13 protein-coding genes are annotated in these 14,070 nt (G+C 39.8%); 11 read left to right on the top strand and 2 right to left on the bottom strand.

What is annotated here, in order from left to right; translation table 11 throughout:
* Window positions 1–318 precede the first annotated feature (318 nt).
* The 5 genes from Q8S11_RS12025 (at window position 319) to Q8S11_RS12005 (ending at window position 6,650) form a co-directional block, all read left to right on the top strand.
* Window positions 319–1,779, top strand: coding sequence for a glycine--tRNA ligase (locus tag Q8S11_RS12025; RefSeq protein ID WP_305662353.1), 1,461 nt, complete (start codon window positions 319–321; stop codon window positions 1,777–1,779).
* A gap of 551 nt (window positions 1,780–2,330) precedes the next feature.
* The gene (locus Q8S11_RS12020; RefSeq protein WP_305662352.1) at window positions 2,331–3,158 is read left to right on the top strand and encodes a murein L,D-transpeptidase catalytic domain family protein; all 828 of its coding nucleotides are present in this window, start codon (window positions 2,331–2,333) and stop codon (window positions 3,156–3,158) included.
* A 69-nt stretch (window positions 3,159–3,227) separates the two neighbouring features.
* Window positions 3,228–4,826 carry a glycosyltransferase family 39 protein gene (locus Q8S11_RS12015; RefSeq protein ID WP_305662351.1) on the top strand — a complete coding sequence of 533 codons (1,599 nt, stop codon included), beginning with the start codon at window positions 3,228–3,230 and terminating at the stop codon, window positions 4,824–4,826.
* Entirely contained in the window at window positions 4,823–5,779 is a 957-nt protein-coding gene (locus Q8S11_RS12010) for a glycosyltransferase family 2 protein (protein ID WP_305662350.1), read from the top strand. Before Q8S11_RS12015 ends, Q8S11_RS12010 begins: the two co-directional genes overlap by 4 nt.
* On the top strand, window positions 5,748–6,650 hold the full coding sequence (locus Q8S11_RS12005; RefSeq protein ID WP_305662349.1) for a lysylphosphatidylglycerol synthase transmembrane domain-containing protein: 903 nt from the start codon (window positions 5,748–5,750) through the stop codon (window positions 6,648–6,650). Before Q8S11_RS12010 ends, Q8S11_RS12005 begins: the two co-directional genes overlap by 32 nt.
* A gap of 100 nt (window positions 6,651–6,750) precedes the next feature.
* On the opposite strand, the gene Q8S11_RS12000 is transcribed toward Q8S11_RS12005, so the two are convergent.
* Window positions 6,751–7,707, bottom strand: a complete 957-nt coding sequence (locus Q8S11_RS12000; RefSeq protein WP_305662348.1) for a GDP-mannose 4,6-dehydratase — start codon at window positions 7,705–7,707, stop codon at window positions 6,751–6,753.
* Between the two features lie 111 nt (window positions 7,708–7,818).
* On the opposite strand from Q8S11_RS12000, the gene Q8S11_RS11995 reads away from it, so the two are divergent.
* The 3 genes from Q8S11_RS11995 to Q8S11_RS11985 are packed head-to-tail and all read left to right on the top strand — an operon-like array spanning window position 7,819 to window position 10,818.
* Window positions 7,819–9,606, top strand: coding sequence for an aromatic amino acid hydroxylase (locus Q8S11_RS11995; RefSeq protein WP_305662347.1), 1,788 nt, complete (start codon window positions 7,819–7,821; stop codon window positions 9,604–9,606).
* 4 nt (window positions 9,607–9,610) lie between these two features.
* A complete protein-coding gene (locus Q8S11_RS11990) occupies window positions 9,611–10,315 on the top strand; it encodes an SDR family oxidoreductase (RefSeq protein WP_305662346.1) in 705 nt (234 codons plus the stop codon).
* An 11-nt stretch (window positions 10,316–10,326) separates the two neighbouring features.
* Window positions 10,327–10,818 (top strand): hypothetical protein, encoded by a 492-nt coding sequence (locus Q8S11_RS11985; RefSeq protein WP_305662345.1) that lies wholly within the window; start codon window positions 10,327–10,329, stop codon window positions 10,816–10,818.
* Between the two features lie 318 nt (window positions 10,819–11,136).
* Here Q8S11_RS11985 and Q8S11_RS11980 read toward each other — a convergent pair whose 3' ends face one another.
* Window positions 11,137–11,490, bottom strand: coding sequence for a single-stranded DNA-binding protein (locus Q8S11_RS11980; protein ID WP_305662344.1), 354 nt, complete (start codon window positions 11,488–11,490; stop codon window positions 11,137–11,139).
* Window positions 11,491–11,650: 160 nt separating this feature from the next.
* Here Q8S11_RS11980 and Q8S11_RS11975 point away from each other — a divergent pair, with 160 nt between their 5' ends.
* From Q8S11_RS11975 to Q8S11_RS11965, 3 genes are all read left to right on the top strand, one after another.
* Window positions 11,651–12,004, top strand: coding sequence for a hypothetical protein (locus Q8S11_RS11975; protein ID WP_305662343.1), 354 nt, complete (start codon window positions 11,651–11,653; stop codon window positions 12,002–12,004).
* Window positions 12,005–12,186: 182 nt separating this feature from the next.
* The gene (locus Q8S11_RS11970) at window positions 12,187–13,239 is read left to right on the top strand and encodes a tyrosine-type recombinase/integrase (protein ID WP_305662342.1); all 1,053 of its coding nucleotides are present in this window, start codon (window positions 12,187–12,189) and stop codon (window positions 13,237–13,239) included.
* 123 nt (window positions 13,240–13,362) lie between these two features.
* Window positions 13,363–13,917 carry a DUF4738 domain-containing protein gene (locus Q8S11_RS11965; RefSeq protein ID WP_305662341.1) on the top strand — a complete coding sequence of 185 codons (555 nt, stop codon included), beginning with the start codon at window positions 13,363–13,365 and terminating at the stop codon, window positions 13,915–13,917.
* Window positions 13,918–14,070 lie beyond the last annotated feature (153 nt).

The following is a 14,070-nucleotide window of genomic DNA, read 5'->3' as shown; positions in this document are numbered from 1 at the left end:
GGGCTTCAGCCCGATTAAATGTTGTCGGCGCTGAAGCACCGGTTTACGTTATTTTCTAACCTGCTATATGTGGGGCTGAAGCCCAAATTGAATCACGCCGGTTACAACCCGCCTAAAGGCGGGCCCTATTGAGCGATACTTCTATACCCGAGATTAAAATAAACAATCATTAATAAAACACCCTCTTTCCTAAATATGGCAAGAGTTTCAATTCTGCTGCCGGGCTAAACCTTAATAAAAAATTTCCCCGGACACTACTGAACCTAAAAATACAAATATGACTCAAAATATAGTCTCCAATACTATCTTTGCATCGTTATGAGCAAAAACACAGACGAACTTTTTAAAAATGTGGTATCGCATACCAAGGAATATGGTTTTGTATTTCAATCAAGCGAAATATATGATGGCTTAAGTGCAGTGTATGATTACGGACAGCTGGGATCTGAGCTGAAGAATAACCTGAAAACATACTGGTGGAAGAGCATGGTGCAGCTAAACGAGAACATTGTAGGGATTGACTCCGCCATATTCATGCATCCTAAAGTATGGAAAGCAAGCGGGCACGTGGATGGCTTTGCCGACCCGATGATCGATAATAAAGATTCTAAAAAACGTTATCGTGCCGACAATTTATTGGAGGATAAGATCGTCAGATATATTAAGGATGGCAAAGTTGAAAAAGCAGACAAGTTACAGTCTGATATGGAAGAAGCTTTATCTGCGGATGACCTGCCACGATTAAAGGAACTCATTGAGGAACACGAAATCGTTTGTCCGGTTTCAGGAACCCGCAACTGGACAGAGGTGAGACAATTTAATCTTATGTTCTCTACCCAGATGGGTGCCATGGCCGAAGGATCTGATGAAGTGTACCTGCGTCCGGAAACTGCCCAGGGAATTTTTGTTAACTTTCTTAATGTTCAGAAATCGGGCAGAATGCGCATTCCTTTTGGAATCGCCCAGATCGGAAAAGCATTTCGTAATGAGGTCATTGCCAGACAGTTCATAATGCGTATGCGTGAGTTTGAGCAAATGGAAATGCAGTTCTTTGTGAAACCTGGAACAGAAATGGAATGGTATAATCACTGGAAAGATGCCCGTTTAAAATGGCATCTCGCTCTGGGTACTCCATCTGAAAAATATCGCTATCACGATCATACCAAACTGGCTCATTATGCCAATGCTGCAGTAGATATCGAATTTGAATTTCCGTTTGGATTTAAAGAGGTGGAAGGAATTCATAGCCGTACAGATTTCGATCTGAGCCAGCACGAGAAATTCTCAGGCAAGAAACTCCAATATTTTGATACTGTTGAGAATAAGAACTATGTGCCGTATGTTATTGAAACCTCCATTGGTTTAGACCGTTTATTCCTGTTAACACTCTGTAATGCCTATGAAGAACAGAATCTGAGCAATGATGAAAAACAGGATTCACGTACGGTTTTACATTTACACCCATGCCTTGCTCCGGTGAAAGCAGCAATATTCCCTTTAACTAAAAAGGATGGTTTACCAGAAAAAGCTCGTGAAATCATGGATCTGCTTAAACTGGATTTCAATTTACAGTATGATGAAAAAGATTCCATCGGAAAAAGATACCGCAGACAGGATGCGATAGGCACTCCTGTTTGTATCACTGTAGATCATCAAACGCTCGAGGACAATACAGTTACTATCAGGCACCGCGACAGTATGGAACAGGAACGCGTGAATTCAGATCAACTGGAGAAGATTCTTTCTGATATGGTAAGCTGGAAAAATCTGTTGAAATAGGGTAATTGTCGGGATTAGGATTCGTAGGATTATTAGGGTTAATAGGATTTCATCCTGATAATTCAAATCATCTAAAAAACATTTTCCAATTTAATCGAATATTTCGGCACCGTGTCTCCCTCTCCTTTGGAGGGGGCTGGGGGGAGGCTACAAATTGTCAGGATTAGGATTTTAGGATTAATGGGTTGTTTGATTTTTCAAGACGTGACAATTGTCTGAACTATGATTAGTTTGATTAAGATGATTCTGATGATTTTTTCAGGGAGCTAATTTATATTATCAAAAAAAATCTATTCCCAATGAACTCAAATTTCTAGACGCTTTGCCTCCCCCTCTTTCGGAGGGGGTCGGGGGGAGGCCCATTTATTGTCTGAACCTAAACCCCTCATTTTCAGCAAAAAGCTTTATACATTAACGTGACAATTATGAATTTAATAAGCGTATCTTTGTAACATCAAAATGAAAAACCTATTACATTAATTTACTCAATAGTATTTTAAACAATAAATCTTTAAGAAATACGTTTAAAAAGGGTTTAACCAGAGAAATTTATGAAGAAACATTCATTCCGGGCCATTTTCGCTCTGTTATTAATCACCACAATTCCAGCAATAAGCTGGGTATCAGCCAGTAATTCTCATTTGAAATTTTTTGATTCAGTAAGCGATGAAGGAGGTGAAAAGTCTAAAACTACTACTGTTAACACAAGCTCAAGTGCCGAATTATTCGTTCAGCATGTAAATTCAGTCTATGAACAAGCCGGATTAGCGGAGAGCGGATTAGATCAGCAAGTATTTAAAAAAGCTCTGGTTGGTTATTATAACCTCAAGAAAACACAATTGCTATCTGCACAAAAAGCAGTCCTGACCATAATTGACTTCAGTAAAAAAAGTAGTCAGAAAAGATTATGGATAGTAGATCTGGCAAATAATAAACTTTTATTCCATACGCTTGTGGCTCATGGACAAGGCAGTGGAATGGATATGGCAACCAATTTCTCCAATCAGCCTAACTCACATCAAAGCAGCCTTGGATTTTACGTTACCAGTGATACTTACCAGGGAAAACACGGTCTTTCCATGAGACTGGAAGGAATGGATAAAGGATTCAATACCAATGCAATGGAGCGTGCAGTTGTGGTTCATGGAGCTGATTACGTCAGTGAATCATTTGTAAAAACTCATGGACGTTTAGGTAGAAGCCACGGTTGCCCTGCTCTACCAACTGATTTGACTAAAACAATTATCAATGTGATCAAAGGACAGACCTGCTTGTTTATCAATGGTCCTGAGGAAAAATACAATTCCAATTTCTTAGATCAGAATATCGCTGTCTCGAACTTTATTTCAACAGTAAATACAGTTCAGGCAAGTATTTAAGACCTAAGCATTTAAAAAGGGAGATATGAGCAATCAAATCTCCCTTTTGCTTTTATATCTTTGCCGGACATGATGCAAAAACTGGAAAATTTCCTGCTCAATCATCCCGGAACGTCATTCTTCTTCCTGATCATCCTTTCTATACCTGCATTTTTTATCAATCTAGGGCTTTTAGCTTTATTTGCTGATGAACCTACACGGGCTAATGTTGCCCTCGAAATGATTTTAAGCAAAAATTATGCTGTGCCAACCATTGGGGCAGAGTATTATTACAATAAACCTCCTTTTTATAACTGGATACTTGCCGGAATTTACCAACTCAGTGGTAATTATTCAGAATTCACCACACGGCTTCCTTCGATCATTCCGATGTTCTTGTTTGCAATTACGATCTACTTTTCTGTATCCTTCTTTCTTAAAGACAAAAGAATAGCAGCAATCAGCGGAATTCTGTTTCTTGTTAACGGAAGGATGCTGATATACGATTCCATGCTTGGCCATATTGATATCTTCTATTCCTGGCTAACCTTCAGTTCGTTCATGCTGATCTTTTATTTCCTTCAAAAGCAGAATTGGTTTTTGCTTTTCTTTATTTCCTATCTGATCACTGCAATCACATTCCTCTGCAAAGGACTGCCGTCGATTGTTTTTCAAGGTTTGACGCTAATTGCTGTACTTGCCTATACCAAAAACTTCAAAAAACTATTCAGCTGGCAGCATATTCTTAGCGGACTGATTTGTGTTTTAATTATTGCTGCCTATTTCCGGAACTATTACCAGTACAACCCCAACCTGGAGGGCTATTTAAGTACAATATGGGATCAAAGCAGCAAAAGGACAGCTTCTGAATTTGGTCTGACGCAGAGCTTGATACATTTCATCAGCTTTCCTTTTGAACATGCCGGGCACCTGTTTCCTGCCAGCCTACTGCTGTTATTTTGTTTTCACAAGGAATTTTTAACAGGAATTAAGAATAATCCATTTTTAACATTCATCTCCCTGATTTTCCTCGCAAATATCTGGGTTTACTGGTTATCGCCCCAAACCAGGCCGAGATATCTATTGATGTTATATCCGCTTCTGTTTATTATCTGGAGTCATGCCTATTTCACATACCGCGAAAAATTGCCGCGCATGAATAGCTTTTTTAATAAATTAATCCTGATCCTCGCAGTAGCCGTTAGTTTATGTATTCCGGGGGCATTATTTTTCGATTTACAGCATTATGTACCTTATCTCCTTCCAAAGGTCATCCTGCTAAGTATTGCCGGAGGATTGATCTCTTACACTATTTATCGACTGAAAACCGGAAAAATTTTTGCTTTTATCAGTATACTGATAGTGCTTAGATTTGCATTCAGTTGGTTCGTAATTCCGCATAGGTTTGAACACCTCGAAGACCGTCAGTATCGTGATGCAGCAATTGAAATGGGCAATATTTCTAAAACTGAAGCATTTTATTTTTATCAGTATCACCCTTCGGAGCTTGATATTCCACATCACGACCGCCTGATATTCTATATTCAGCGCAGCCGGATGCAACAGGTGAAATTTACGGAAGAGCTTAGTAAGCCAGGTTATTATTTTACCTTTGACAGAGATGTGGTTAATCCCAATGCAACATTGGTAAAATCATACCGGAACCTCAAACTCTACCAGGTAAAATGAGAGAACTATCTGTAGTTATCACCGTTTTAAACGAACGGGATAATATCGTACCGCTGAACGGTGCTTTACAAAATGCCTTAACAGGAATTGATTACGAAGTAATATTTGTTGATGATGGTTCAAATGACGGTACCCAGAAACAGATTCGTGAGCATGCAGATGAAAGGACTAAACTGGTCGAATTAAGAAAAAACTACGGGCAGAGTACGGCTATGACTGCAGGAATTGATCATGCAGAAGGCACCTATATTGCATTGATCGATGGCGACCTGCAGAATGACCCTTCCGACATCCCTTTCATGCTTCAAAAAATGAAGGATGAAGACTGGGATGTGGTTGCCGGAAACAGGGCAAACCGTCAGGATGGAGTTTTCCTTCGCAAAATCCCCTCAAAGATTGCCAATGCAATAATCCGCAGGATGACCGGTGTTTATATCAAGGATTATGGCTGTACTTTAAAGGTTTTTAAACGTGAGATCGCCGAAGACCTGGGTATTTATGGAGAATTGCACCGTTTTATCCCTGTACTCGCTAAATTACAGGGTGCCAGTATTACCCAGGTTGATGTGAAGCATCATGCACGGATTCATGGAACATCCAAATATGGTCTTAACCGCACATTTAAAGTTATGGCCGACCTCATCACGATGGTTTTTTTCAGGAAATACATACAAAAGCCCATGCACCTGTTTGGAAGTTTGGGTTTCATTTCACTTGGACTCGGAATCCTCATCAATACCTATCTCCTTATTCTGAAACTAATGGGTCAGGATATCTGGGGTAAACCCATATTGATATTAGGCCTTATTTTTTTATTGGGTGGGATACAACTGATTACCTTCGGAATTTTAGCAGAGATTAATGTGCGTACCTATTTTGAAGGCACAAACAGAAAAACATACCAGGTTAGACGAATATTTAATGGAAAAAAAGAAGATCTGGAACATTCTTAAGACCCTGTTAAAAATATCTATAACAGGTCTTTCCTTATATCTGGTGTCAAGAAAAGTCGAATTCAACGACCTGAAAGATGCTTTTGATACGTCCAACCCTATATTTTTGTTTTTAGCATTTATCGCATTTGTTATCTCCCAACTGATCTCTTCTTCGCGTCTGAATACTTTTTTCAAGGGTATCGGATTGAAAATATCAGAAACATACAATTTCAAGATTTATTTGCTCGGAATGTTCTACAATCTTTTTCTTCCGGGTGGAATTGGCGGAGATGGATATAAAATTTTTCTCTTAAGGAAGAAATTCGAGATCAAAGGCCGGCGATTGTTTCAGGCGATATTTTTCGATCGCCTAAGTGGTTTATGGGCTCTGGGACTAATCATTTCTGCATTGGTCATCTTTATCCCCTACCTGGGTATTCCTAACTGGGTTCCGATTCTGGTAGTGGGAATAGGTACACCGGCCTATTTTGTGGTCATGAGAAGATTTTTCAGTGACTACAGTAAACAGTTTGTGCTATCACATATCAAAGCCCTGATGGTACAATCCATGCAGGTTATTTCAGTGATTCTGCTTTTGTATGCCTTAAATTTTGAAGGAAAGTTTTCACCTTACCTGTTTATGTTCCTGATTTCATCATTGGTAGCCATTTTCCCATTTACTGTAGGTGGCCTTGGTGCCAGGGAATTGGTTTTCGTTTACGGTGCACAATTTTTCCAGATGGATCAGCATCTGGCAGTGATCATCAGCCTTCTCTTCTATTGTATTTCTGCCTTGCTGTCATTTAGCGGGATCTATTTTGTTTTCCATCCTCAGAAAATCGGAGTGAATAAAATTGACCTGAAACAGGATATTGAGATTGAGAAGTGAGATGTGAGATGTGAGATAGGAGATGTGAGATATGAGATATGAGATATGAGATGGTGGTTAATGAATATTTGTTGCATATTATCTCAAAGCTTCAACCCTCCTATTTCTGATTCGCTAAATACCAGTCATAGAACCTAATTAAACCCGTTTCAAGTCCGGTCTCAGGGTGGTAATTCAATAAGCGCTGAGCCTTAGTGATATCTGCATAAGTTTGGGGTACATCTCCCGGCTGTTCAGGCTGACTGTCGATAATAGCCTTTTTTCCGCAAATCTTTTCAATTGCAGCAATCAGTTCAGATAAAGTAACCGTTTGATGATTCCCAAGATTAATAATCTCAAAATCAGACTGATCATAATTAATAGCCGCCTCAATACCCTGTATGGTATCTTCTACAAAGGTATAGTCACGACTGGTCGATCCGTCCCCAAAAACAGGAATTGCCTGCCCTTTTGAAATAGAATTAAAGAACTTATGAATAGCCAGATCAGGGCGCTGTGCGGGACCATAAACTGTAAAAAAACGTAGTGCCAGAAAACGAATGCCGTATAAATGACTGTAAACATGCCCCAGCATTTCACAGGATAGTTTAGTTGAAGCATAGGGACTGATGGGTTTCAGTTTTTCCTCTTCATTCCATGGGATATTTTCATTGATCCCGTATACACTGCTTGAAGAAGCGAATACAAAATGCCTGATATGCTTTTGTCTGGCAAACTCCAGAAGGTTTTGTGTTCCGGCAACATTCACATCCTGATATAAAACCGGATTCTGAATACTTGGTCTTACGCCGGCTTTGGCAGCAAGGTGAACAATCACATCCATATCACCTAATGCAAGGAGATCATCCATATTACGGATATCCCCTTCAGCAAATTGAAAATCAGGATGAGAAAAAAATGGTTCCAAATTCTTTTCCTTCTGTTCCCTGCCGTAAAAATCATCGAAGTTATCGAATCCAATAACCTGATACTTGCCGCTTTGCAACAATCTGTTAATCAGATTACTCCCAATAAAACCCGCAGCACCAGTGACCAGAATTTGTTTTTTTGTTCCCATTTTCGATGCAAAAATAAGAAAATACCCTTTTGATTCTGACAAAAATCGGAGCCCAATGGGAACAAGGCTTAAAAAAAATCAATAACTTTAAGGCATCTGCTCCCCTAACCAATGATGAGTAACTTTAATGATTTCAACAATCCTCAGGTAAAAAAATTACCTGAACATCTGAAGCAATTTATTGTAGAGCAAGAGTATGCACATTACACACCTGTTGATCAGGCGGTGTGGCGCTTCGTGATGCGACAAAATTATCATTTCCTGAAGGATATTGCTTATTATCCCTATATCCCCGGACTTGAAGCTGCCGGATTGAGCATCGAAAAAATTCCAGACCTCCAGGAAATGAATGATGCCCTCCAAAAAATTGGCTGGGGTGCTGTAACGGTCGATGGGTTTATTCCACCCGCTGCCTTCATGGAATACCAATCCTGCAAGGTTTTGGTCATTGCCGCTGATATCAGGCAGTTGCATCACATTGAATACACTCCTGCCCCAGACATCATTCATGAATCGGCTGGCCATGCGCCGATCATTGCCGATCCGGATTATCATCAGTACCTGAGCTATTTTGGTTCTATCGGAGCAAAAGCCATGTATTCATCCAGGGATTTTGAACTTTATGAAGCGATACGTGAGTTATCCATTCTAAAAGAAATGCCCGATCCTGATCCCCTGAAGCTAAAAAATGCCGAAAAACAGGTTTTATTTTGCCAGAAGAATCTCGGAGATCCTTCAGAAATGGCATTATTGAGTCGCCTGCATTGGTGGACTGTAGAATACGGACTTATAGGAACACTCGAAAATCCTAAAATCTATGGTGCAGGGTTGCTTTCTTCCATCGGAGAAAGTAAAAGCTGTATGGATCATTCTGTAAAAAAATACTGGTATACCGCTGATGCAGTCAATTTCCCATTTGATATCACTAAACCACAGCCTCAGTTATTTGTTACACCCAATTTTCAAAACCTGACACAGGTTCTGGAGAATTTCGCAGATTCCATGGCTTTTAGAAGAGGTGGAACCGAAAGTATTTTGAAAGCGATTGAGTGCAGAAATACCTGTACAGCAGTTTACAGCTCAGGATTGCAGATAAGTGGAATTTTTACTGATCTGCGGATGGATAAACATGATGAATTATTATTTTTAAAAACAAGCGGAGCAAGTGCTTTATCTTATGAAAACAAGCAGCTCGAAGGGCATGGAAAACAAATACATGCTGATGGTTTTTCATCTCCGGTGGGCCGTTTAAAAAACTTTGGCAAGGCTCTTGAGGATGCAAATGATAATGAGCTTGAAAAATTGGGAATCATAGGTGGACAAACTGCAGAATTAAACTTCAGTGGCGGATTAAGTCTGAATGGAATTGTCGGGTCAATATTGAAGCGTAATTCTAAACTGATACTGATCAGTTTCAGCGATTGCACGCTGAAAGATGAACAGGGAAATGTTTATTTCGAACCATCCTGGGGAGTTTATGATATGGCTGTTGGAGAAAAAATTGTATCAGTGTATAGCGGTGCAGCTGATAAGGATGCATTTGAAGAAGTTGCCCCAAAAGCAAAATCTGCAACTTTTCATCCGGAATATACTGCACATCAAAAACGCTATCATGACTTATTCAAACAAGTACGTTTATGCCGTGAAACACAAAGTAAATTTGAACTTTTGACAGATATTTGGAACGAATTAAAGCAAAATTTTAGGGATGACTGGCTCTGTGCTATCGAAATTTTAGAGATATTAGAGCTGGAAAACATATTTACGGACACAGCGAAGGACATCCGGATTTACCTGGAAATGAAATCATCCAGTGAACCTGAACTGAACAACCTGATCCAAAATGGGTTTTATCTGATCAGTAAAGCTCAGAAGGGATCGGGGGCTTTAAGAAATTGAATGTATGAATATTGTAATCAGCGGTGCCAGTAGTGGTGTAGGATTCGAAGCCGTTCTGGAACTGATCGGAAGTGGGAATCATAAGATCATCGCACTGGCAAGATCGGAAGATAAATTATACAAATTACAGGAGATCGCTTTCGCCCTGAACCCCGGTTGTATGCTCTATACGGCTAAATTTGATATCGTTCACGACGATTATGAAAATGGACTAATCCCTTTTATTAAAGAGAAAATGGGACTTGTGGACATCCTGATTAATAATGCCGGATCATTGGTCAACAAGCCTTTTATGCAGTTATCCCAGCTTGATTTCGCGGAAATGTTGCAGAATAACCTCTTAGGCCATGTTAAAATGATACAAAAGATTGTGCCGCTGATGCCCTCAAAAAGTCATATCGTCAATATCGGAAGCATGGGCGGATTTCAAGGCAGCCAGAAATTCTCCGGTTTATCAGCCTATTCATCCAGCAAAGCAGCTTTACACAGCCTGACCGAATGTCTGGCTGCAGAACTTTCAGGATTGGGAATTGCAGTCAATTGTCTTGCACTGGGTTCGGCACAGACCGAAATGCTTGAAAAAGCCTTCCCCGATTTTCAGTCGCCGGTGATGGCCTTCGAAATGGGTAAATTCATTGCTGATTTCGCCTTAACAGGACATAAATTTTTTAACGGAAAGATCCTTCCGGTAGCACAAAGCACACCTTAACCTGTATGATTATGAAAACAGAACTTTATATTGCATTATTCGCCTTGCTTTTAACTGCATCCTGCCAGAGCGATTCCTCAAAAAAATCCCTGGAAGAAATGGCTGCAGATTCAGCCGCACTTGCCGACAAGAGTAAGACACTTGTTGTTCCATGGGAAGCAACCCTGAACGACAGTACGCATATGATGGAGATTAAGCGAAATCCCGCTGCTAACATGACTAATTTGAGCAACCTTGACATTGTGGACGCTTTAAATTTCAAATACCCTCAAATTAAGCTGGAATGGGTAAAGCAGGAAGGTAATAAAGCTTTTGTCAAAATTCAGGACTCCGATTATCTTACGCGTGAATCAGGTACTGAAGGGGCGCGTGCCTACCTTGCAGAAGTTACATTCTCACTAACCGAACTGGAGGGAATAAGCGAAGTAGATTTCAGCTTTACAGAAGGTGACCATGCCCGCCCGGGGGTGTATAAGAGGGAGGATTTTAAGGGGTTTAATTAAAGCAGAAAGTTGAGGGCTAAAAGCCAGAAGCAGGAGCCCCAATCCCCCGCTCCCGGCTTTTTCACCCTGCAATTCCCACCCAACATAAGGGGCACCTCACCGTCAATCCCCGCCTGCCGGCATGCAGACGGGCGCAGCAGATTCTGGCCTTCGCCAGAACCGATAGTTATCGGTTAACATTGCATTTTTTAATAATGGAGGGGATACTGAATCCGTCAGGATCGAAATCCTTAATTGCCACAAGGGATCTTTCTGCTCTCCACCCGATAGCTATAGGGTCTCAATTGTCAACTATCAATTGTCAACTGTCCTTGCCTGTCAATTGTCAACTGCCCCTCCTTTCTTCCCCAGCATTTGCACATCATGCACGATCACCTCAGTAATATAGCGTTTCGCTCCTTCCTTATCCGTATATGAACGGCTGTTGAGTTTACCTTCAATGCAGACCTCTGAGCCTTTGTGCAGGTAGCTCTCCGCCAGGTTGGCTAGCCGGTCCCAGAGCACCAGGTTATGCCATTGCGTTTCTTCAATTTTCTCTCCCTTATCATTTTTATAGGAGTCGTTTGTGGCGATGGATACCCTGGCCATTTTCTTTTTCTCACCGATGGTTTTTACTTCCGGATCATTTCCTAAAAACCCCATCAGGCGTACACTGTTTCTTAGATTGTTCATCTCTCAGTTATTAATGTTTACAAATACCCGCCACCCGGCAGGAACAGAATAAAGTTGAGGAGAACAGGTTGAATTTACCGTACAATAAACGGATACATACGTTTATAAGCGATTTAACCGAATTGGGCTTAAATTCATTTAGCGATTTAATATTAAGCCTATGGAACGGGAATGTTTAGACTGTGGTTCTGTGCTAAGAGGGCGCAGCGATAAAAAATTCTGTGATGATCAATGCCGCAGTAATTTCAATAACCGGATGAAAGCCGGAATTAATTCAAGTATGAAACCTGTAAACTCCATCCTCCGGAAAAACCATGCAATTCTCTCGAAACTTTGCCCTGAAAATAAAATCAGAATTAAAAAAGACGAACTGTTGAAAAATGGTTTCAACCCCGATTATCATACCCACCTGCATCAAACCCAAAATGGTAATACCTATTATTTCTGTTATGAATATGGGTTTTTGAAACTAGAAGGGGATGTTTTTTTGGTTGTTAAACGTTCTGATTGCTAGTAGGCGTTTGGTTGGTTAGTTGGTTAGAAATTGATTAAAAACGCCAGATGAAGGAGAAAATTTCAGATACTTGATACCTGTTACCTATGGTCTGTTAACCGTTGCAAGTTTTTAGCAATGGTTTACTAAATGTCAAATGAAGCACTCTTTATCTCAATACTAAATACTAAATACTCATAAGTATGGGAATTCCGTGGAAAGCTGAGCTTGCGAAACTAAGGGGAGAAAAACGGATCGCAGTTTATTTTCCCAATAAATCTGAATTTGTAATACGAATGAGGAAACTACCGGGTGCAAAATGGAGCAATACATTGAACGCATGGCACTTACCAGATACAGTGGAATACCGTGAAAAATTCAAAATTGAAGGTTCTGTAGATCCCTTATCCTCAAAGTCGAAAGAAATCGGCGAGTTTCAACTTTGGCTTCGCTCAAAGCGCTACAGCGAAAATACAATAGAAACCTATTTGAATGCATTGATATCCTTTCTCACTTTCCATCAGGATAAATCAATAGCAGAAATCAGCAATGCAGATGTGATTTTGTATAATAATAATTTTTTGCTGAAAAACGGACTCTCAGCCTCCTACCAAAATCAGGTTGTAAATGCAATTAAATTGTTTTTTAAAACTCAAATGCAAGTCAGACTCAACCCTGATTTGGTTCACCGACCAAAAAGGGCTCATGTTCTACCCAATGTTTTGAGTAAGGAAGAAATCAAACTGATTCTAAATTCTCCCAAAAATATCAAACATAAAGCTATGCTTTGTCTGCTATATAGTTGTGGTCTGAGAAGATCAGAAATTTTAAATCTTAAGATTACTCATGTGGATTCCAAAAGGAAACTGCTGATTATTAAACAAGCTAAGGGAAAAAAAGACCGGGTAGTTCCCTTATCAGAAAAAATAATTTTCCAATTACAGGAATATTATAAACTATACAGGCCAAAGATTTGGTTGTTCGAGGGGCAATATCCCGGGGAGCAGTACAGTGAAAGGAGTTTAGCAAGTGTACTTAAACAAGCATTAAGTATAGCCAAAATCAAAAAGCCGGTAAGTCTTCATTGGCTGAGGCACAGCTATGCCACACATTTATTAGAGAATGGAACCGATCTTCGGTATATACAAGAAATATTGGGTCATAAAAGCAGTAAAACAACTGAAATCTATACCCATGTAAGCACCAAAAGCTTACAGAACATCAAAAGTCCGTTTGATGATTTGGATATTGAATAGCTAAATAGCATATTTAAATAAAGGATGATAAACATGCCACAATACACCCGAATTTGGTGGGCTTGTGGTGGTTTTGTCATCCTTATATACAAGTTATGAGCAACCTTAAGACAAACGACACCTGTGAAAAATAGTTTATTGATCCCAACGTTGACTTTATTTCTTTTTGCCTGTAACTCACAGACAGAAAGGAAATCATCCGATTTAAATTCTGTGGAAAGTTCAACCGATAAGTTGATAAATAGGGAACCAGTAAGATTTTTTCCTGACAAAAAAGGTGTTGAAAAATATGACACATTAATTGTCGACCAACAGGTGCAAGTAACTATCATAAAGACTGACTTAGATAGCTATGTGAAATTTGAATATGATATTGAAGGTAAGAAACAAATTGACAACTATAGAGACGCAGAAATAGCACTAACAATCAAACAAAAAGCGCAGACACTTTTGGACACGGTTTTCAGAAAAGAGCAGTTTTCAAAGTATGGTGACAAGGGGTTTATAGACATTGCAATTTTCCATAATTATTGGTTTAACAAGTTAGACAACGACAAAATAGAACTTTTTGGAGTAATTAGTAAACCTGAAACTGACTGGACAATTGACTTTCATCATTACTTTGACTTGACAAATAGAACGCTGACCTTTAAGCAAGAAATAAATGACGAAGAATAGAAAAGCAGCCCATAATCGAGTAGACGGCCGTGAGCCATAAAGCCCACGGTTCGCCTCTCACACCACTGTACGTACGGTTCTCGTATACAGCGGTTCGTTAAGATGTGGAGCTACTTTTTGGTAGTGTTCGAGCAATGATTCGTACCCTTTCTT

This window comes from Daejeonella sp., from assembly GCF_030695525.1.
In the GTDB taxonomy this organism is placed as follows: Bacteria; Bacteroidota; Bacteroidia; order Sphingobacteriales; family Sphingobacteriaceae; genus Daejeonella.
This window is presented reverse-complemented; position numbering and strand designations above follow the sequence as displayed.

Excerpts from the sequence above, each read along its gene's own strand:
- Q8S11_RS11970 (WP_305662342.1), top strand. The coding sequence starts at position 12,187 with ATGGGAATTCCGTGGAAAGCTGAGCTTGCGAAACTAAGGGGAGAAAAA.
- Q8S11_RS12000 (WP_305662348.1), bottom strand. The coding sequence starts at position 7,707 with ATGGGAACAAAAAAACAAATTCTGGTCACTGGTGCTGCGGGTTTTATT.
- Q8S11_RS11990 (WP_305662346.1), top strand. The coding sequence starts at position 9,611 with ATGAATATTGTAATCAGCGGTGCCAGTAGTGGTGTAGGATTCGAAGCC.
- Q8S11_RS11995 (WP_305662347.1), top strand. The coding sequence starts at position 7,819 with ATGATGAGTAACTTTAATGATTTCAACAATCCTCAGGTAAAAAAATTA.
- Q8S11_RS12020 (WP_305662352.1), top strand. The coding sequence starts at position 2,331 with ATGAAGAAACATTCATTCCGGGCCATTTTCGCTCTGTTATTAATCACC.
- Q8S11_RS12015 (WP_305662351.1), top strand. The coding sequence starts at position 3,228 with ATGATGCAAAAACTGGAAAATTTCCTGCTCAATCATCCCGGAACGTCA.
- Q8S11_RS11985 (WP_305662345.1), top strand. The coding sequence starts at position 10,327 with ATGAAAACAGAACTTTATATTGCATTATTCGCCTTGCTTTTAACTGCA.
- Q8S11_RS11975 (WP_305662343.1), top strand. The coding sequence starts at position 11,651 with ATGGAACGGGAATGTTTAGACTGTGGTTCTGTGCTAAGAGGGCGCAGC.
- Q8S11_RS12010 (WP_305662350.1), top strand. The coding sequence starts at position 4,823 with ATGAGAGAACTATCTGTAGTTATCACCGTTTTAAACGAACGGGATAAT.
- Q8S11_RS12005 (WP_305662349.1), top strand. The coding sequence starts at position 5,748 with ATGGAAAAAAAGAAGATCTGGAACATTCTTAAGACCCTGTTAAAAATA.
- Q8S11_RS12025 (WP_305662353.1), top strand. The coding sequence starts at position 319 with ATGAGCAAAAACACAGACGAACTTTTTAAAAATGTGGTATCGCATACC.
- Q8S11_RS11980 (WP_305662344.1), bottom strand. The coding sequence starts at position 11,490 with ATGAACAATCTAAGAAACAGTGTACGCCTGATGGGGTTTTTAGGAAAT.